Source organism: Methylobacillus draconifructus (genome assembly GCF_045984385.1).
GTDB lineage: Bacteria > Pseudomonadota > Gammaproteobacteria > Burkholderiales > Methylophilaceae > Methylobacillus > Methylobacillus flagellatus_A.
Map to the genome: position 1 here is coordinate 20,751 of NZ_JBJQIJ010000001.1, position 19,669 is coordinate 40,419.

At 60.9% G+C, this 19,669-nt stretch carries 11 protein-coding genes; all 11 read right to left on the minus strand.

Annotated features, from left to right (window positions below):
• Window positions 1-140: 140 nt before the first annotated feature.
• The 11 genes from ACKF11_RS00190 to ACKF11_RS00240 all read right to left on the minus strand — a co-directional run bounded on the left by ACKF11_RS00190 (window position 141) and on the right by ACKF11_RS00240 (window position 19,552).
• A complete protein-coding gene (locus ACKF11_RS00190; RefSeq protein WP_407995538.1) occupies window positions 141-4,295 on the minus strand; it encodes a sulfite reductase subunit alpha in 4,155 nt (1,384 codons plus the stop codon).
• A 22-nt stretch (window positions 4,296-4,317) separates the two neighbouring features.
• Window positions 4,318-4,710 (minus strand): nitrite reductase small subunit NirD, encoded by a 393-nt coding sequence (gene nirD / locus ACKF11_RS00195; RefSeq protein ID WP_407995539.1) that lies wholly within the window; start codon window positions 4,708-4,710, stop codon window positions 4,318-4,320.
• A gap of 16 nt (window positions 4,711-4,726) precedes the next feature.
• The gene (gene nirB / locus ACKF11_RS00200; RefSeq protein WP_407995540.1) at window positions 4,727-7,291 is read right to left on the minus strand and encodes a nitrite reductase large subunit NirB; all 2,565 of its coding nucleotides are present in this window, start codon (window positions 7,289-7,291) and stop codon (window positions 4,727-4,729) included.
• Window positions 7,292-7,788: 497 nt separating this feature from the next.
• Window positions 7,789-9,486 carry a bifunctional protein-serine/threonine kinase/phosphatase gene (locus tag ACKF11_RS00205; RefSeq protein ID WP_407995541.1) on the minus strand — a complete coding sequence of 566 codons (1,698 nt, stop codon included), beginning with the start codon at window positions 9,484-9,486 and terminating at the stop codon, window positions 7,789-7,791.
• 9 nt (window positions 9,487-9,495) lie between these two features.
• Window positions 9,496-10,707: a nitrate/nitrite transporter gene (locus ACKF11_RS00210; protein WP_407995542.1), complete on the minus strand. Its 1,212-nt coding sequence runs from the start codon at window positions 10,705-10,707 to the stop codon at window positions 9,496-9,498.
• Between the two features lie 76 nt (window positions 10,708-10,783).
• Window positions 10,784-11,536 carry a uroporphyrinogen-III C-methyltransferase gene (cobA, locus tag ACKF11_RS00215; RefSeq protein ID WP_407995543.1) on the minus strand — a complete coding sequence of 251 codons (753 nt, stop codon included), beginning with the start codon at window positions 11,534-11,536 and terminating at the stop codon, window positions 10,784-10,786.
• 13 nt (window positions 11,537-11,549) lie between these two features.
• Window positions 11,550-12,962, minus strand: coding sequence for an alginate export family protein (locus ACKF11_RS00220; RefSeq protein WP_407995544.1), 1,413 nt, complete (start codon window positions 12,960-12,962; stop codon window positions 11,550-11,552).
• Window positions 12,963-13,383: 421 nt separating this feature from the next.
• Window positions 13,384-14,655 (minus strand): nitrate- and nitrite sensing domain-containing protein, encoded by a 1,272-nt coding sequence (locus tag ACKF11_RS00225; protein WP_407995545.1) that lies wholly within the window; start codon window positions 14,653-14,655, stop codon window positions 13,384-13,386.
• Window positions 14,656-14,791: 136 nt separating this feature from the next.
• Window positions 14,792-16,516, minus strand: coding sequence for a bifunctional protein-serine/threonine kinase/phosphatase (locus ACKF11_RS00230; protein ID WP_407995546.1), 1,725 nt, complete (start codon window positions 16,514-16,516; stop codon window positions 14,792-14,794).
• A gap of 54 nt (window positions 16,517-16,570) precedes the next feature.
• On the minus strand, window positions 16,571-17,383 hold the full coding sequence (locus ACKF11_RS00235; RefSeq protein ID WP_309564223.1) for a formate/nitrite transporter family protein: 813 nt from the start codon (window positions 17,381-17,383) through the stop codon (window positions 16,571-16,573).
• 423 nt (window positions 17,384-17,806) lie between these two features.
• A complete protein-coding gene (locus ACKF11_RS00240) occupies window positions 17,807-19,552 on the minus strand; it encodes an ABC transporter transmembrane domain-containing protein (RefSeq protein ID WP_407995547.1) in 1,746 nt (581 codons plus the stop codon).
• Window positions 19,553-19,669: the final 117 nt, after the last annotated feature.

Consider the following 19,669-nt stretch of genomic DNA (forward strand, 5'->3'; position numbering starts at 1 on the left):
CACCTAGAGGGTTGGTTCCGGGGCTGGTGAGATTTAGGGCAGCGAGATTCATGTTCAGCATGACAGATGAGGCGGCCAATAAGCCTGAGCTGGCGATCCGGTTACAGACGCTAGCCAAACATCTCATTCAATGTTGCAATCTAATACACATCCCGCACATAGCGCTTGTCCTGCGCCATCTTGGCGATGTATTGCGCGGCGGCTTCTGCGCTCATGTTGCCATGGGCCTGCACGACCTGCTTGAGTGCCACATCCACGTCGCGCGCCATGCGGCTGGCATCGCCGCAGACGCAGAAATGCGCGCCTTGCTCCAGCCATTGCCACAGTTCCGCGCCATGTTCCAACATGCGGTGCTGCACGTAGATTTTCTCCTGCTGATCGCGCGAGAACGCCGTGTCCAAGCGATGCAGGACGCCCGCCTGCTGCATCGCGGCGAGTTCGTCGCGGTAATAGAAATCCGTATCGGCGTGCTGCTCGCCGAAGAACAGCCAGTTTTTCCCGGTGGCGCCCGTAGCCTGGCGCTCCTGCAGGAAGGCGCGGAACGGCGCGATGCCGGTGCCGGGGCCGACCATGACCAAGGGAGTATCCGGGTTCCTGGGCACGCGGAAATGCGCCGATTTCTTTAGGAAGATGGGCACAGCCTGCCCTGCCGCCCGGTCGGCGAGAAAGGTGGAGCAGACGCCGCCGCGTGCGGTGCCATGTTGGCCGTAGCGCACGATCGACACCGTCAGGTGCACCTGGTCGGCAAATGCCCGGGGGCTGGATGAGATCGAGTAGAGGCGCGGCTGCAGGCGCTTCAATACCGTCAGCCACTCCGCGGCTTCCGCCTGGATGGGATAGGCATGCAGCAGGTCTATGGGCTGCTTGCCCCAAAGCCATTGCTTGAGTTCGTCCTGTGTCCCGAGCAAGGCGGCGAGCTCGGCATTGCCGGCGCGGGCATTGATGAATTGCAATATTTCCGGGGTGATGCGCGCGATTTCGTAGTGATGCGACAAGGCTTCCACTAGCGTCATTTCGCCGCGGTCCTGCACTTGCACCACCGTGGCCGGGGAGAGTTGCAGCGCCGCGAGCATGTCGCCCACCAACGCCGGGTCGTTGCTCGGCCAGACGCCCAGCGCATCGCCCGCTTCATAGCTGAGCCCGCTATCGTTGAGGTCAAAGACGAATTGGCGCACTTCTTTTTCAGAGCTGTCGCTGCTCAGGCGTTGGTTTACCGCCAGTCTGGCGTGCAGGGGATGCTGTCGGCTATAGGCTGGCGCTGTTGCCGGGGTGCTGTTGTCCTCCTCTCCGGCGGGCATGCCGCCTGCGAGCGCTAGCTGCCGTGCCGTGGATTGCCGGGTGGATTTCCGGCTCGCGAGCGCGCTGGTGACGTGGTTGAGCCAGGCCTGCGCGGCGGCTTCATAGTCCGGTTCGCAATCGGTGCGTGCGGTGAAAGGCGTTGCGCCCAGCGCGGCCAGCCTGGCGTCGAGCTTGCGGCCGAAGCCGCAGAACTGGCCGTAGTTGGAGTCGCCCAAGGCCAGCACGGCGTATTGCAGGCCGGATAATGCCGTGTTTTCCGTCTGCAATGCGGCCCAGAACTGGCTGCCGTTGTCGGGCGGGTCGCCATCGCCGAAAGTACTGGCCAGCAGAATGGCATGGCCGGCCTCTGCCAGGCTGGCAGGCTTGACCTCGTCCATGCTGCTGAGCACGGTTTGCCAGCCCTCCGCCTGCAGCCTGGCGGCACACTGGCTGGCGAAGATTTCGGCGTTGCCGGTTTGCGATGCCCAGAGGATATGAACGGCAGGCTGGGAAGGGGCATCATGATCGCGCTCGGCTGGCAGGCTGCCAGGCGCAATCCAGGTGCGGGAGAACAATCCGGCCAGCATGCCGTCGACCAGGGTTTTTTTCTCCGGCGGCAATGGGGCGGTTGGCGGCAGCGTAGGCACGCCGCCCGCCTGGCGCGAAGCGTCGCTGCGCAATCCGGTCAGGTACCCTTGCAGGTAGAGCTGTTCCACCGGTTCCAGCTTGACGGCAGGGATGTCGTCAAGGCCGAGCAGTTGTGCCAGTGCGTCAATATCTCTCATGGCCATTTCCTTCGTGTTGCTTATGCTTGCCCGCGTGTTGCCGCTTGTCTCGGCAGCTGCGTCCAGCGCGTTCTGGGCGGGACTTTCCACTCTGGCGAGGGCGACGGCGCTGAACTTGAATTCGGGTTGTTGCGACAATGGGTCTATGGCATCGCTGGTGACGGCATTGATCGCCAGGTCGTCGCCGAAGACGTCGTTCCAGTGGAATGGCGCGAAGCAATTGCCGGGACGGACGCGCGTGGTGACTACTGCCGGCAATACCGCTGATCCTCGGCACGAGCGGATTGCGACCCGGTCCTGGTCCCGGATGCCGAGACTGGCTGCGTCTTCGGGATGCAACTCGACGAACGGCCCCGGGTTGAGCTTGTTCAGGGTGGGGATCTTGCCGGTCTTGGTCAGGGTATGCCATTGGTGCTGCAGGCGGCCGGTGTTGAGGACAACAGGAAAGTCCTGGTCCGGCATTTCCGCAGGCGGCAGCCAGGGCCGGGCAAAGAACATGCCCTTGCCGCTTTCGGTGGCGAAGGCGATGCGCGGACGCTCGCCGTCCTCCTGCATTTTAATCTGCTGGCTGATGCCGTCATTGAGATAGCGGATAGGGTGGCGGTCTTGCGCATCATCCGGCGCGCAAGGCCATTGCACGGGGGTTGCGCGCAGGCGCTGGTGGCTCACGCCGCGGATGTCGTAGCCGGTCTTGGGGTTGGAGGCACGGCGGATTTCATCGAACACCTCGGCGGCAGAGGAGTAGCTGAAGCCTTCGGCATAGCCCATTTCGCAGGCGATGCTGGCGATGATCTGCCAGTCGGGCATGGCTTCTCCCGGCGGCGGCACGGCCTGCCGCATCAGCGTCATGTTGCGTTCCGAGTTGATCATCACGCCTTCTGCTTCGGCCCAGAGCGTGCCGGGCAGCAGGATGTCGGCATAGCGGTTGGTTTCCGTATCGAGGTAGGCGTCCTGGGTGATGACGAGTTCCGCGCGCTCCAGTGCGGCAATGACGTTCTTGCGGTTGGCGACGCTCGCGACCGGATTGGTGCAGATGATCCAGCAAGCCTTGATCTTGCCCGCGGCCATCTGCTCGAACATGGCGACGGTGCCGCCCGCCGAACGGGTATGCAGGGTGCCTGCGGGAACATCCCAGAGGTTCTCGATGAAGGCGCGGTCCTGTTCCGCCAGCACCGAGCGTTGTCCGGGCAGGCCTGGCCCCATGTAGCCCATTTCGCGGCCGCCCATGGCGTTGGGCTGGCCGGTGAGCGAGAAGGGCCCGCTGCCGGGGCGGCAGATCGCGCCGGTGGCGAGGTGCAGGTTGCAGATGGCGTTGGTGTGCCAGGTGCCGTGCGTGCTCTGGTTGAGCCCCATGGTCCAGCAGCTCATCCAGTTTTTTGCCTGGCCTATCCACCCGGCGGCCTGGCGGATGTCGGCTTCCGGTATGCCGGTAATCTCGGACACTTTTTCAGGCGGATAGTCGTCGAGGAATGCCGGCATGGCTTCCCAGCCTTCGGTGAAGCTGGCGATGAAGTCCGGGTCGGTATGGCCGTGCTTGTGCAGCAAGTGCAGCAGGCCGTTGAGCAAGGCCATATCGGTGCCGGGCCTGATTTGCATGAAGAGGTGGGCCTTTTCCGCCGTGGCGTTGCGACGGGGATCGACCACGATCAGCCTGGCGCCGGCCTTGACCCTGTCCATCATGCGCAGGAACAGGATGGGATGGCAGTCCGCCATATTGGCGCCGGTGACGAAGAACAGGTCGGCCTGGTCGAAATCCTGATAGGAGCCGGGCGGGCCGTCGGCTCCCAGTGAAAGTTTGTACCCACTTCCAGCACTAGCCATGCATAGCCTGGAGTTGGACTCGATGTTGTTGCTGCCGATATAGCCCTTGACCAGTTTGTTGGCGAGGTATTGCGACTCGATCGACATCTGCCCCGAGACATAGAGCGCAACGGCATCGGGGCCGTGTTCGTCTATGATGGCGCGCAGGCGGCGCGCGGATTCCTTGATGGCCTGGTCCATGCCGATGCGTGCGGGCTCGGCATTGCGCTGCCGGCGCAGGTAGGCATGCTCCAGCCGTCCCGAAGCCGTGATCGCCTGCGCGCAGGTGCTGCCCTTGGTGCATAGGCGGCCGTAATTGGCCGGGTGCTGCTTGTCTCCCGCGACCTTGACGATGCGCTCGTCCTCGACTTCCATGACAATGCCGCAGCCGACGCCGCAATAAGGGCAGACCGATTTGACTTGCGTTGCCATCGCTTGCTGGTTCCGTTCCGGCCTAGGCCTGCACCCAGACTGCGCCATCGCGCAACTCCACAGGGTAGGTAGTCAAGCGGGTGGCGGCGTTTTCCACGCAGATGCCGGTGCGCAACTGGTAATGGTGCTTGTAGATGGGCGACGCGACGACCGGCTCGCCGCCCAGGTCGCCGACGATGCCGCGCGAGAGCACGTTGGCGCCGCTGTGCGGATCATGGTTGTCGATGGCGTACAGCACGTCGCCCTTCATGCGGAAAATCGCGACTTGATGCCCTTCCACCAAGGCGCATACGCCCGTGTCGGGCCAGATGTCCTCCAGCGCGCAGACCGGCTGCCATGCCCCTTCCATACCGGCGGACATGGACATTTGCTCGATTGTGTTCCTGGATGAAGCGGTTTGTTGTAATTGGCTCATGGGTTTGCTCCGTTGGTTACTCGGCAAGTGCGAGGATGGGAATGACCTTCGCCTGCTGTTTTTCCTGTGGTGTGGCGGGGCGCATTTGCTCGCGTTCCTTGACGAAGACGATATTGGCGTCGCCAGCCATGCTGTTGACGAAGCTGCGGAAGCGCTTGCGCACTTCGGGGTCGGTGACAGCGGTCTTCCATTCGTCCTGGTAGTTGTCCACCACATGTTGCATCTGCGCTTCCAGTTCCGCGCCCAGGCCCAGCGAATCGTTGATGATGACGTCCTTGAGGTAGTCCAGGCCGCCCTCGAGGTTGTCGCGCCAGGTGCTGGTGCGTTGTAGGCGGTCGGCGGTGCGGATGTAGAACATCAGGAAGCGGTCTATCATGCGCACCAGCTCTTGCTTGCTCAGGTCGCTCGCGAGCAGTTCGGCATGGCGCGGCTTCATGCCGCCGTTGCCGCAGACATAGAGATTCCAGCCGTTCTCGGTGGCGATCACGCCAACGTCCTTGCCTTGCGCCTCGGCGCATTCGCGCGTGCAGCCCGAGACGCCGAACTTGATCTTGTGCGGCGCGCGCAGGCCCTTGTAGCGGTTCTCCAGCTGCACGGCGAGGCCCACGCTGTCGTCCACGCCGTAGCGGCACCAGGTGGAGCCGACGCAACTCTTCACGGTGCGCAGCGACTTGCCGTAGGCGTGGCCGGATTCAAAGCCTGCGGCGATGAGTTCTTCCCAGATATTGGGCAATTGCTCGACGCGCGCGCCGAACATGTCCACGCGCGCGCCGCCGGTGACCTTGGTGTAGAGGCCGTATTTCTTGGCGATATTGCCGATGGCGATCAGCCCGTCGGGCGTGACCTCGCCGCCGGGCATGCGCGGCACGACCGAGTAGCTGCCGTCCTTCTGGATATTGCCGAGGAAATAGTCGTTGGAGTCCTGTAGCGAGGCCAAGTCCTTCTTGAGGATGAAGTCGTTCCAGCAGGAGGCGAGGATGCTGGCGGCGGTGGGCTTGCAGATGTCGCAGCCCAGGCCCTTGCCGTGTTTTTCCAGCAGTTCGTCGAAGGTCCTGATCTGGCCCACGCGCACCAGGTGGTAAAGCTCCTGGCGCGAGTAGGGGAAGTGTTCGCATAAGTGGTTGTTCACTGTCATGCCGAGCTTGACCATTTGCGCCTTCATCACTTGCGTGACCAGCGGCACGCAGCCGCCGCAGGAAGTCCCTGCCTGGGTGCAGGCTTTGATCTCGCCGATGGAGCAGGCGCCATTGGCCACCGTCTCGCCGATCTGGCCCTTGGTGACGTTGTTGCACGAGCACATGACGGCACTGTCGGGCAGGGCATCCACGCCCAGGCCGGGTTTTTCCTTGCCGTCGCTGGCAGGCAGGATGAGGAATTCGGGGTTTTCCGGCAAGGGCATTGCATTGACCGTCATTTGCTGCAGGGTGCCGTACTCATCGGCATTGCCGATCAGCACCGCGCCGAGCAGTTTCTTGCCGTCCTCGCTGACGACGATCTTCTTGTAGATATTGCGGACTTCATCCAGGTATTGGTAGCTGCGCGCGCCGTGGGTTTCGCCATGCGCATCGCCGACGCTGGCGACATCTACGCCCATGAGCTTGAGCTTGGTGCTCATGTCGGCACCCTGGAAAACCGCGGCGGCATCGCCGGCAAGATGGGCGCAGGCGATGCGCGCCATGTCGTAGCCAGGGGCGACCAGGCCGTACATCTGCCCGTTCCAGCTTGCGCATTCGCCAATCGCATAGATGTCGTGGTCGCTGGAGCGGCAGAACTCGTCAATCGCGATACCGCCGCGCGCGCCGATCGCGAGGCCGGATTCGCGGGCTAGCTCGTCGCGGGGACGGATGCCGGCAGAAAAGACAATCATGTCGGTCTCGAGCCAGGTTTCGTCGAAGAACACCATGCGGTGGCGGGCAGTGGCGCCGTCGGTGATGTTGACCGTGTTGCGGCTGGTGTGCACATGCACGCCGAGTTCCTCGATCTTGGTGAGCAGCACTCGGCCGCCGCTCTCGTCCACCTGCACCGCCATCAGGCGCGGGGCGAATTCCACCACGTGGGTCTCCAGGCCCATGTCGCGCAGGGCCTTGGCACATTCCAGGCCTAGCAGGCCACCGCCGACCACGACGCCGCTCCTGGCGGTGGCGCCTGCCGCGGTCATGGCTTCCAGGTCTTCGATGGTGCGGTAGACGAAGCAATTCTCGCGGTCGCGCCCGGGCACGGGAGGCACGAAAGGCACGGAGCCGGTAGCCAATACCAGCTTGTCGTATGGCAGCACGGTGCCGTCGGTCAGGCTGACGCTATGCTGGTGGCGGTCGATGTGGCTGACGCGGGCGTTCAGGCGCAATTGCAGGCCGGGGCGGTCATAGAAACCGGGCTCGACCAATGAAAGGTCTTCAGCCGTGCTGCCCGAGAAGAAGCTGGAAAGATGCACGCGGTCATAAGCAGGGCGCGGTTCTTCGCCCAGCACTGTCACTTGCAGGTTTGCTGCGGCGAGGTCAGGATGGCGCTTAACCAGCTCCTGTACAAAGTAGTGGCCGACCATGCCGTTGCCGACGACCACTATGCGGGTATATTCATTCATCGTAGTGTTTCCCATCAGGTGCAAGCACGCCGGCCTATGGCACTCGTCTTTCCATGGTCATGCGTTGCTGTTGCGTAAGCCCAAAAACAAAAACGGCGTCCATGGCTTGCGCAGCGACTGCCAGGGGCAGTGCGTAAGCAAGCTATGGACGCCGTTGTCCACAAAAGGATTTCCTGACTACGGAAACCCTCCTGCTAAAAATACTCATCGTCAATGAACGAGATTTGCTACCAGATAAGCAATGGGCATGCCAACATGGTTTATGCCGTAGCCACAAACCCGAGAAAATCGTGTAACCCATTTTTCCATATGGATTTTCTTGTCATCCGATATGGGCAGCCATTCATTTTGGAGAGGCGTCAGCATATGCAGGATGAATCAGGACGGCGCACGTTAATGACGCCGATTAAAAACGATTGCACCAGAATTGATCTTTCAATAATAGGAAGTATTTTCATCTGGATAGCGGGGCGGATTCGCTCAAAGGTAGTGTGTTGCTAGGAAATGAACAACAGGTAGACCAGGATCACATTGGCGAGCAGCGAGCATACCGCCAGCCACTGCCATTGCTGCAGGCGCGCCCGCGCGAACAGCGGGGTGCGCTGTACCGGCAGGATAGGGCGGATTTCACCGACTTCCAACGCCAGCAGCATTTCCTCCGCGGTTTCAAAGCGGGAGGCCGGGTTGCGTGCCACGGCCTTGAGGATGATGTTTTCCAGCCAGCCGGGGATGTCGGGACGGTAGCGGGTGGGCGGCACGGGCTCGCCGAAGCGCGGATGCTGGAACGGCTCGATCTCGCCGTAAGGATATTTGCGCGTCAGCAGGTGGTAGAGCGTGACCCCCGCCGCAAAGAGGTCGCTGCGCACCGAGGCTGCTTGCTGGGTCTCGAACAATTCCGGCGCCATGAAGCTGGGGGTGCCGGGGTTGGACATGGAGTCATCCTGCAGGTGGTTGCCGCTGGAGGCGACGCCGAGATCAAGGATGCGCAAGCGGCCGTCCTTGCCAATATGCAGGTTGGCGGGCTTGATGTCGCGGTGCAGGATATGCAGCCGGTGCAGGGCGCCGATCCCGCGCAGCATCTCTATCCCGATCCGCGTGATGCCGGCCGTGGTGAAGTGGTGCCCGTGTTGCAGGCGGTATTGCAGGGTAGCACCTTCGTGCCAGCTCATTACGTAATACAGCTTGCTGCGCTGGCCGGCATCGAGCGGCAGCACCTGGGGCAGGTATTGCGACATGATGCGCTTGGCGAGCCACTCTTCGTTGAGCAGGGCCTGGCAGCTCTGGCGGTCCTCAGCCAATAAGGGCTGCAGGGTTTTCAGCACCCATAGCTGGCCGCTCTGGCGGTGCCTGACTTTGTATACCAGGCTGGCGCGGGATTGGTGCAAGAGCTCCACGATCTCGAAGTCGTCGAGATGATCGCCAGCCTTGAGCTTGGGAGGCAATGCAAGCTGGCGGCCTTCGGCCAGGTGGTCGGTGAGCGTTTCCTTGCCTGGCTTGATAACGCGTACCGCCACTGCCGTGGCGTTATCGTTGCCTCCAGCTGCCAGGGCCAGGCGCGTGAGTTCGTCGCAGATGCGTTGCGGATGGTCGTACAGGCCCAGAATATGGTGGATGACTTGCTGCTCCAAGGCGGCCCAGACGCCATCGGTCATCAATGCGTAGACATCGCCGGCCTGTATGCCGCCTTCCGCATAGTCCACGTTGAGCTGCTGATCCAGGCCGACGGCGCGCTTGAGCACGTGGCGCATATCCGGCCTGTCCCAGACATGATCGGCGGTAAGCAGCTCCAGTTTGCCCGCGCGCAGGCGGTACAGGCGGCTGTCGCCCACATGTCCTGAATAATAGCGCTGGCCGCGCAATACCAGGAGCGACAGGGTCGTCGCCATGCCTGCCATTTCACGGTGCTGCGAGGCCTGCGCAAGCAGCCAGCGGTTGGCCGCTGTGATCACCTTGTCCAATGCTGCCGGGATTTCCCAGGTGTCGGGGGTGGCGTAGTAGTCCGTCAGCAGGCTGCGCACGGTCATTTCGGCGGCTTCGCGTCCGCCGGCATTGCCGCTGACGCCGTCGGCCACGGCAAAGACGGCGCCCTTGACATTGAGGATGGCGCCGGCAGGCGTCACCATGCCCGCAAAATCCTCGTTGCGTTCGCGCTGCCCGGTGACCGAGCTCGAGCCCGTGGTGAATTCCAGCGCCATGCGGTTCTACTATACCCTGGCGCTGGTGACGGCGGCGGAGCCCCAGGTGGTGCGCCAGCGCTCCTTGACCATGGTCAGGCCGAACAGGGCGACGACCGCCAGGCTGGCGAACATGGCCAGGCCGAGCTGGTAGTTGCCGGTAATCTGCTTGGAGTATCCCAGGCTGGAAGCCAGGTAGAAGCCGCCGATGCCGCCTGCCATGCCGATCAGGCCGGTCATCACGCCGATCTCCTTGCGGAAGCGCTGCGGCACGAGTTGGAATACCGCGCCATTGCCCATCCCCAGGGCGATCATCGCCAGCACCACGACGGCCAGGCCTGCCAGTTGCTGGCTCAAGCCAAAGCTGAGGATGAACAGGAAGGCGGCAGCGAGGATGTACATGGCGCTCAGGGTGCGGATACCGCCGATCCGGTCGGCCAGGTTGCCGCCAATCGGGCGCACCAAGGAGCCGGCGAAGACGCAGGCCGCGGTGAAATAGCCCGCATGCACCGGGTCGAGGCCGTACTGGTCGTTGAAGTAGATGGTGAGCGAAGAGGCCATGCCGACAAAGCCGCCGAAGGTCACGCTATAGAAAAACATGAACCACCAGGCATCCTTGTCCTGCAGTACCTTGAGGTATTCGGTGAGCGACTTTGATTCAGGCGGGTTGGGCGCGTCCTTGGCGAGCATCGTATAGAGCACGAGTGTGATCACGAGTGGAATCAAAGCGAGGCCGAACACATTGTTCCAGCCGAATACCAGCGCCAGCCCGGGGGCGAACAGCGCAGCCAGCGCGGTGCCGGAGTTGCCAGCGCCCGCGATTCCAAGCGCGGTGCCCTGGTGCTCGGGCGGGTACCAGCGTGAAGCCAGCGGCAGTGCCACGGCAAAGGATGCGCCCGCAACCCCGAGGAATACGCCCAGGATCAGGGTCTGCTGATAACTGTGAATGCCGTTCAGCCAGGCGAAGGCCAATGCGGCGATCACGATAAGCTGGCCAATCAGGCCTGCCATCTTCGGCTGGATCTGGTCGACCAGCACGCCCATGACCAGGCGCAGCAGGGCGCCCGTCAATACCGGCGTGGCCACCATTATGCCTTTTTGCGCCGGGGTCAGGGCCAGGTCGGCGGCAATCTGCACGGCCAAGGGGCCAAGCAGCACCCAGACCATGAAACTGAGGTCGAAATAGAGAAAAGCAGAGAACAGGGTCGGTTTGTGTCCTGCCTGCCAGAAACTTTTTTTCATGATATTTCCTTGAGTAGTGGATTGGGGAGCGCGCTGACCGGAACTGCACCTGGCCACGCGATGATGTCGTCTCTGTTCATGCCGCGATTGAAAGGGATTGCAGCAACTCCTTGCCGTGGGCCAGCCTGACCACGTCGCCAATCACGATAATGGCGGGGCTGGCGAGGCCTTCCTGCTGTACTGCCGCCGTCAGCAATGACAATGTGCTGGTGACATGCTGCTGCTGGGGGAGCGAACCGTTCTGGATCGCCGCCGCCGGCGTATCGGGGGACATGCCGCTTGCCAGCAGCTCGCTGGTGATGCTGGCGAGCTGTTTCATTCCCATATAGATCACCAGGGTGGTGCCGCTTTCGGCCAGGGCTTTCCAGTTCTGCCCGCTCCCGCCGTCCTGCAGGTGGCCGGTGACGAAGCTCACGCCGTGCGTGTAGGCGCGATGGGTGACCGGGATGCCCAAGGCAGCTGGCACGGCGATGCCGCTCGTTATGCCGGGAATCATCTCCACCTCGATGCCTGCGGCCCGCAGTTCCAGCATTTCCTCGCCGCCGCGGCCGAACAGGAAGGGGTCGCCGCCTTTCAGCCTGGCAACGGTCTGGCCTTGCTCCGCCAATGCCGCCATCATGCGGTTGATGAAGTGTTGCGGCGTTGACTTGCAGCCGCCGCGCTTGCCGACCTCGATGACGCGTGCTTGCGGCGCATGTTGGAGGATTTCACGGTTGACCAGGTCGTCCACGAGGATAACTTCGGCCTGCTGCATGGCCTTGACCGCCTTCAACGTTACGAGCTCCGGGTCGCCGGGTCCTGCGCCTATCAAATAAACTTTTCCTGACATTTTTTCGCCTCTATCAGAAGGTGTACATCATGGTGAGCCAGAGTTTTTCCGTATCGCGCACCCGGCCCGCGGCATTGTTGCCTGGCAAGGCGGTGTATTGGTCCCTCTCGGAATACTTGCCGTATTCGAGCTTGGTCATCAGGTGCGCGTTGACGTTATAGGTGACGGCGGCATTCCATTCCGTTCCGTATTGGTCGCCGAAACCCCCGCCCACGGTATTGAAGCGGTCATCCGACTTAATGACGTGATAATCGGCAAAGAACAGGAAGTCGCCGATCTTGTAGGTCGCGGTGACGAACGTATCCTTGATGCCTTCCAACGGCGTGGTGAGGAATTTGTCCACCCAGCCCTGGAATAGGTGGTTGGTGCCGAACGGGGTCTGGAAGGCGTAACGTCCGTTGTTGCTGGACAGCAGCTCCTGGTCGGCGCGCAGCGAGAAATTGCCATAGGCCGCGCCGCCGCCCAGCTTGTAGTAGTGGGCATCGATACGGGAGTCGCCGCCGCTGTAATCGGTCTGCTTGGCGTATTCCGCCGTGTAAAGGCCTTTCCAGTGGGGCGTGAAGGCATGCGCGCCGTCCAGCCGTATGCCCAGGGTCTTGTTGCCCTGGTCGGCTTCCTGGTTGATGTTGCCGTTCTTGCCGGCGGCAATGCCGCCCGTCCCTGCGGCGTTGCCAAACCACGCGCGGCCAAAACCGAGATCGTCGAAGCTGGAGAAATAGCCGTAACCCGTCACGGATGCGGTCGGCGAAATCCGGTATTTCAGGTTGACGATTTCCAGCGCGCCGTCGGAGCGCAGCTTGGTGGTGATCTGTTTCACGCGCTCGATATGGCCGACATAGATTTCAGTATCGGGCAACGACTTGTTCAGCACGGTGACGCCGTCGAACACCTGCATGACCTGGCGGAAGGCGATATCGCCGATGAAGCGCACGTTGTCCAGGTTGATCTGCTGGCGGCCGATACGCACGCGGTTGTTCTTGATGCCGGTCCAGTCGACATACAACTGGTTGATGTCGGTATCGTCAGGATCGACGATCTTGGCGTAGTCAAGCTTGCCGGGCTGGTTGGAGACGCTGTTGATCAATGTGCCGTTGGTGCTGTCGTTGAAATCGTCCTTGAATTTGCTGACGTCGATGATCTGTCCGGCAAAACTGAAATCGTGATATGGCGCGGTCTGCCAGCCGACCAGGCTGCGCAGCGTTATGCCATTGGCATCCTTGAGCGGCCGGCCGCTGGGGGCGTTGCCGTCCTGTTCCACATGTTCGTAACGCAGGCGGAAGCTGGTCAGGTTCTTGCCGGCCTTGACGGCATCCATGAAGGTATATTCCGGCGCGGCCTCTTCCGCCTGGGCTGCGGCAGTGAGCGCCAGCCCCAGCAAGCCGCCATAACAGGCTTGACGGATCATGAATCTCGAATTACTTTGCATGGGTTGCTCCTTTTCTCAGATGGGGTAACGGTAGTACCGGCCCGTCCTGCCCGACGGGCCTTCTTTTTTCCTGGTATCAAGCTGCCATCGCCTGTAAGCGCCAAAACAAAAAAGGCGTCCTGGTTGCAGACGTTATGTTGTCTGCAACCAGGACGCCTTTGTCCTTGGCCTTCAAAGCCCTGCGGGCTGCTGGGTAGCGCATCGCGGCGCCAGGTATTGCTGCGGATGCCGCTTAAACAATGACAACCGCCATTGGCTGCCGTTGTTAATCAGGGATTAGCAAATGCTGTGCCAGGGAAGCTTTATTTCAAAACGCGATTGTTTTGTAAGGATATTTACCTGGGGAGGGAGTTTTGTTGAATCCGGCCAGCGATGCCGGTTTGCACCACCTGAGTGCGGTTGCACCAGAGGTTCACTGCCATCACGATAGGGAGTTTTGCTTGGCGAGAATGTTGTCCGCCACATCGATGATTTTGCGATTCTGTTCCATGGCGGTGCTGCGCATGATTTTGTAGGCCTCTACCTCGCTGATGCCGCGCTTGCTCATGAGCAGGCCCTTGGCGCGCTCGATCTGTTTCCTCTCCGCCAGCGCTTTCTTGGTTTCCGACAGTTCGTTCTCAATCTCGGCAATCTGCTGCGATTGCTGCTGCAGCAGCGAGACGATGGACTCCATGGGATAGGAGTGCTGGTTGTCGTGCGCGAGGAAGGTATAGGCGTTTTCCACCGGGATGGAGAGGTTGAAGAAGGCGCTATCCAGCGTGGTGGCATGGGCCGGCTGGCTGCGCACTTTCTGCAGGTACTGGCGGGTCTTGTCCAAGTCGCTCTTCGCCTCGTGGATCAATGTCTCCAGCATGCCATGCATGCCCTTGATGAGCTGGCACTGGATATGCCAGATATCGGTGAGGCGTTGGCTGCAGAGCTCGAACCATTCGTCCCCATCGTGCGTTTTCACGGCTTGGCCGTCCTGCGCATGGGTGAGCTTGTTGCGGTATTGCCGGTGCCGATGGTGGATGCTGGTATCCATCGAAGCCGCCCATGACTTTTGCAACGGGCTGCCGCCGAATTGGCAGAACAGCTCGAAATGCCTGTCCTGCAAGGCAACCAGCTCCAGCAGCTTGTGCTGGTGTTCCTGCTGCACATGGCCGGAGCCGAACATATAGGAGCCTACGGCGCGTTCCTGCCCGGCAAACTCCTTGCCCTGCACCAGGTTGTAGAGCGCGAGCAGATAAGTGGAGATCTTGCTGTTGACGGCATTGTCGGTGATGTCGAAGATCAGCGAAATCAGGCTGCCGATAAAGCGGTTGAACGATTGTATGCAATCGGGAAATGAAATCTTGTGTAGCGTCACCTGGTGGCGTAGCGATTTCAGTTGGTCGAAGCCCAGCAATATCCACGAAATCAGGGTGAGCTGCTTGGCGTCGGCCATGCTGTTATGGTCCAGGTGGCGCTGCAACGCCTCGCGGAATTTCACCTCCAGGCCCTGGTTCTGCTCGATGATCTCGCTGCGCTCCTTGCCGAAACGCTGGCCAGCCGAAGCCAGGTACAGGCAGCTTGCGCCGCGCTCGGCCTGGATCTGGTGGATGATCAGGCCGATGGTCTCGACAAACACGGTGCATATCGACAGCCGCTCGAGCTCTTCGACATGCCGTATCTTGGCCAGGATGATGGTTTGGTCGGGAGAAATGTCTTTCATATCTAAATCCGGTAGCAAAAATTATGCGCAACAGCATGGCGGTTGCTGGTTCAACGATGGTTGATCAATCGGCTAAGGCAACTGCAGAGCAGCAAGTTTCTTCCTGGAACCTTGATTTCTCTGGATGCATGCAGGTTCAGGAGAGTTTGATGATGTAGAGCAGGACGACGACGAGCAGCAATAATAGCAGGCTGGTCGTCTTCCAGAACAGGAGAGGATTCTTCTCCACTAGCCCGCCCCTGTGCCTGTCGAGGAATTGCCGGTTGGGGTGTCTCAGGTCATGGATGAATTCCGACAAGACAGGGTAGCGTTTTTCCGGTTCCGGGTGCACTGCTCTCGCCAGCGCGTCGTCTATCCATGAGGGAATGCTGCTGTGCCCGTCGATGGCGGAAATATAGGACAGGCGCTGCAGTTGCGCGCGGGTCTTGATTCTGGCGGCCTGGGCGCCGTAGGGCAGCTTGCCTGTGAGCATCTGGTAGGCGATGACGCCCAGGGAGAACTGGTCTGAAAGCGCCGAAGCGGCATCGCCGAGGAAGTATTCGGGCGCCATGTACTGAACGGCGCCCGGAACTGGAAGGGCTTCCGGCGCATTGCATTCCTCAAGGCCTGCGACCCAGACTGCGCCGAAGTCGATGATTTTGACGACGCCATGCCGGTCTATCATGATGTTTTCCGGCCGCAAATCCCGGTGCAGCATCTCGGCGCGATGAAAGGCCTGCAGGCCCTTGGCAACTTGCTCAATGATACCGCGCACCGTTTCCAGGCCCGGTCTGGGGTTGTCCCTCATCCATTGCGCGAGGGTAATGCCTTCGATGAACTCCATGGCGACATACAGATAATGGGGTTTGCGTCCGCGCTGGCACGGTTTCAGCACGTGCGCGCTGTTGATGCGCCGCGCCACCCATTCTTCGAGCGCGAAGCGGTTTAGCTGCGCCGCGTTTGCACTCAGGTCGGTAGATAGCGTCTTGAGCGCAACCTGCTGGCCGGTATCGCTGTCGATCGCCAGGTAGAGGTGGCTGCGGTGGCTGTGGTGCAGTTCCCTGACGATATGGTAACCGTCGAAATCCATCCGTGCTTCCAGCAAGGGCGCTGGCAGGCTCGGGTACTGCAAGAGCAGGCCGGGCCGATGCTGGTCAAGGCGGTCTATCCTGACAATCTGTATCGTCAGGTTGTCCCGGCTGCCGCGTTCAAGGGCCTCTTCCACGATCCGCCTCGCAGCAGCGTCTAGATCATTCGCGTTGCTGGCGATGGCGGCGGCGACGCATTGCGCGTCCGTATGTTCGTACACGCCGTCCGAGGCCAGCACGAAGATGTCCCCTTCCTCCACCGGCATGCACAGGTAGTCGATCTCGACCTGCGGGCCTATGCCCAATGCCCGGCTCAGGTAGCTCTGCTCTGCATTGAAGGCGACCCTGTGATCCTCGGTGAGCTGTTCGAGCGCTTGGCCGCTGAGCCTGTAGATGCGCGTGTCGCCGATATGAAAGAGGTGGGCCTGGCCGGATTTGACCACCAGGGCGCTGAGCGTGCAGACATAGCCCTTGTCACTGTCATAGCGGTATTGGCTGCGCCGGGTCTGGGCATGCAGCCAGGAATTGACCGCGCTCAATACGCACTGCACGGCATGCTTGACGCTCCACGCATCGGAGGTGCAGTAATAGTCGCTGAGCAGGTTCCGGATCACGGATTCGCTGGCGACCTGGCTGACGGCGCTGCTGCTGATGCCGTCGGCCAACGCGACCACGATGCCCTTGGTAATGAGCTGGTGGCCTTGCGGGATGCAGGCGCCATGGAAATCCTGGTTGATGTCCTTGCGTCCCCGGTCGGAATGCTGGCCGACGGAAATAGCGAGCGTATTGTTCATGCGCATATGTTGGGACTACGGCTGAGATGAAGAGCGCCGTAGTCCGTCGCTATATCAACCAATGCTGCGTTTCGGCGCTGTTCTGACGTGAGTGGAATACAGGGTCAGCCCGGTGAACGCCAATCCCCCGACCAGGTTGCCGAGCACGACGGGCAGTTCGTTCCAGATCAGGTAATCCATGATGGAGAAGTTGCCGCCCATGATGAGGGCCGAAGGGAAGAGGAACATGTTGACGATAGAGTGCTCGAAGCCCATGGCGAAGAACACCATGATGGGCATCCACATCGCAATCACCTTGCCGGAAACGCTGGTGGAAATCATGGCGCCGACCACCCCGGTGGATACCATCCAGTTGCACATGACGGCGCGGATGAATACCGTCAGCATGCCGGCCGCGCCGAACTCGGCATAGCCCAGCGTACGTTTCTCGCCTATGCCGGCGATGATGGTACCCACCTTGTCCGGCTCGGCTGCGAAACCATAGGTAAAGACGATGGCCATGAACACCGCCACCGTGAACGCGCCGAGGAAATTGCCGACGAATACCAGCCCCCAGTTGCGCAAAATGCCTTTGATGGTGACGCCTGGGCGCTTGTCGATCAGGGCCAGGGGCGTGAGCACGAACACGCCGGTGAGCAGGTCGAAGCCTAGCAGGTAGAGCATGACGAACCCCACCGGGAACAGGATGGCGCCGATCAGCGGATAGCCGGTCTGCACCGAGGCCGTCACGGCAAACACGGCGGCCAGCGCCAGGATGGCGCCAGCCATATAGGCCCGGATCACGGTATCGCGGGTCGACATGAATATCTTCGACTCGCCGGCATCGACCATTTTGGTCACGAACTCTGAAGGTAGGAGATAAGCCATACGTTACACCTCTTTAAAAATAAAAAAAGCGCCCACTCCTGATACCCCTCTTAAAAAAGGAATACCTGGAGTGGACGCCGTTGTCCTAATCGTCAATCTCTGCGGAATATTGCGCTACGGTGAATGAACCACGCCGCCGATGGCGTAGTGCATCCAGTGGTGATGCAGCAAAAAATATGCCGGGGTTAAATGATTGCGCGACGATGGTTGCGCAGTCCAAGGTGTTAGCGCCTGGTGATAGTGCGGATACGGTGGGGGCTGGATAGGTGTTGGAAGACGGCCGTTCACTGTCTTGTCAAGGCTGTGAGCACGATGGTTTTTACCCGCGAGTCGCATGGTGCCGCCATGGAACCTGCATTATCGGCAGCCAATTGCACGTTTGTAGTGCATTTGCGCAAGAAGCCGCTTTATCGCGGTGCATGTCTATGGCTGGATATCCAGTTGAAGCTTGGCGAGACGGCTGTAAAGTCCCGATTGCTGCCGCAATTCATTCGGCGTCCCGGTTTCGATGATGCGGCCATGTTCCAGCACCACGACGCGGTCGGCATTCTGTATGGTAGCGAGGCGGTGCGCGATCACCAGGGTGGTCCTGCCGTGCATGGCCGAATCCAGGCCTTGCTGCACCAGGGTTTCCGATTCCGCGTCCAGGGCGCTGGTCGCTTCATCGAGCAACAGGATAGGCGCGTTCTTGAGAATGGCGCGGGCGATGGCAACGCGTTGGCGCTGGCCGCCGGAAAGCCGGGTGCCGCGCTCTCCCAGGAAAGTGGCGTATCCCTGCGGCAGGCGTTCGATGAATTCATGGGCTTGCGCCGCCTGGGCTGCGCGCTTTATCTCTTCATCGCTGGCGTCAGGCCTGCCGTAGCGGATGTTCTCCAGCGCATTGGCGGAAAAGATTACCGGGTCCTGCGGCACGATGGCAATCATGTTCCTCAAAGTGCTGAGCGAGAGGCTGCGGATGTCCTGCCCATTGATTTTAATAGCTCCTTCATGAATATCGTAAAACCGCAGCAGGAGCTGGAACAGGGTGGTCTTGCCCGCACCCGACGGGCCCACCAGGGCGACGGTTTCGCCTGCGTTGACCTCAAGCGAGATTTGGTCAAGCGCTGCCTGACCAGGTTTTGCGGGATAGTAAAAACTCACTTTCTCGAACTTGACGCTCGCCGTGCTGGTGGTGCCCAGCGCCATTGGCGTTGACGGGTTGCGGATCGTAGGCTCGCTGTTCAGCAGTTCGAGCAGGCGCTCTGTCGCCCCAGCTGCGCGCATGATGTCCCCCCATACCTCTGCAATGGTGCTGACGCTGCTGGCAACCAGGGCCGCATAGAGGATGAAGGAGGCAAGTTCGCCGCCAGAAAGCTCGCCTTGCGTGACCTGGTGCGCCCCTAGCCATAAGACGAAGATGATCGCCGCACTGATGCCCGCAATGACGAACGCGGCCAGGAACGCACGCACGCGGATGCGGCGGACGGCAGCCTTGAAACTGGTTTCCACGCTGTGCCGGAAACGCTGGTTTTCGCGGGGTTCCTGGGCGAAGGATTGCACCGTCGGCATGGCATTGAGTATCTCCCCGGCCATGGCCGAGCTGTCTGCAATGCGGTCCTGGGATTCCCGCGACAGTTTCTTTACCGATCTGCCAATCAGCATGATCGGCAGCGTCAGCAACAGCATGAGTCCGAGATTGAGGCTGAATAGGTACCAACTCGTGACCGCGAGCATGACCATGCCGCCGATGAACTGGAACAGGCTGCGCAGGCCCAGGGAGATTGAGCTGCCGACGACGGTCTGGATCAAGGTGGTGTCCGCGGTCAGGCGGGACAGCACCTCGCCCGTCTGCAAGGTCTCGAAGAATTGCGGCGACTGGGTGAGCACTCGCTCATATACTAGAGATCGCAGGTCGGCGGTGACGCGCTCGCCTATCCAGGAAACGATGAAATAGCGGCACGCCACGATCAAGGCCCAGGCAATCACCAGGCCGCAGATAAAAACGAAATGCCGGTTGATGTCCTGCACGCTCTGCGTGGTGGCGGAATCCGTGCTGAACCCTTGGTCGATCAGGTCGCGGAACGCCCAAGGCACCAGCAGCAGGATGGCGGAAGCCAGGCTGAGCAAACAGAATGCGAGCAGGATTTGCCAGCGGTATGGCCGCAATAACGGCCAAAGCTCGCTGAACAATCGTAAAGGACGGCTTGGGGCTTGCAGGATGAACCTCGCTTGGGCTGGGGCATTGAATGTCTAGCATACAATACTGCGCAAGGTTAGGGCGAGCGGGGCAGCCAACAGATGGGCTAC

What these genes read in the sequence shown, in the direction of transcription:
- nirD (WP_407995539.1), bottom strand. Translation starts at nt 4,710, where the DNA reads ATGAGCCAATTACAACAAACCGCTTCATCCAGGAACACAATCGAGCAA.
- ACKF11_RS00190 (WP_407995538.1), bottom strand. Translation starts at nt 4,295, where the DNA reads ATGGCAACGCAAGTCAAATCGGTCTGCCCTTATTGCGGCGTCGGCTGC.
- ACKF11_RS00210 (WP_407995542.1), bottom strand. Translation starts at nt 10,707, where the DNA reads ATGAAAAAAAGTTTCTGGCAGGCAGGACACAAACCGACCCTGTTCTCT.
- ACKF11_RS00230 (WP_407995546.1), bottom strand. Translation starts at nt 16,516, where the DNA reads ATGAACAATACGCTCGCTATTTCCGTCGGCCAGCATTCCGACCGGGGA.
- ACKF11_RS00205 (WP_407995541.1), bottom strand. Translation starts at nt 9,486, where the DNA reads ATGGCGCTGGAATTCACCACGGGCTCGAGCTCGGTCACCGGGCAGCGC.
- ACKF11_RS00235 (WP_309564223.1), bottom strand. Translation starts at nt 17,383, where the DNA reads ATGGCTTATCTCCTACCTTCAGAGTTCGTGACCAAAATGGTCGATGCC.
- nirB (WP_407995540.1), bottom strand. Translation starts at nt 7,291, where the DNA reads ATGAATGAATATACCCGCATAGTGGTCGTCGGCAACGGCATGGTCGGC.
- ACKF11_RS00220 (WP_407995544.1), bottom strand. Translation starts at nt 12,962, where the DNA reads ATGCAAAGTAATTCGAGATTCATGATCCGTCAAGCCTGTTATGGCGGC.
- ACKF11_RS00225 (WP_407995545.1), bottom strand. Translation starts at nt 14,655, where the DNA reads ATGAAAGACATTTCTCCCGACCAAACCATCATCCTGGCCAAGATACGG.
- cobA (WP_407995543.1), bottom strand. Translation starts at nt 11,536, where the DNA reads ATGTCAGGAAAAGTTTATTTGATAGGCGCAGGACCCGGCGACCCGGAG.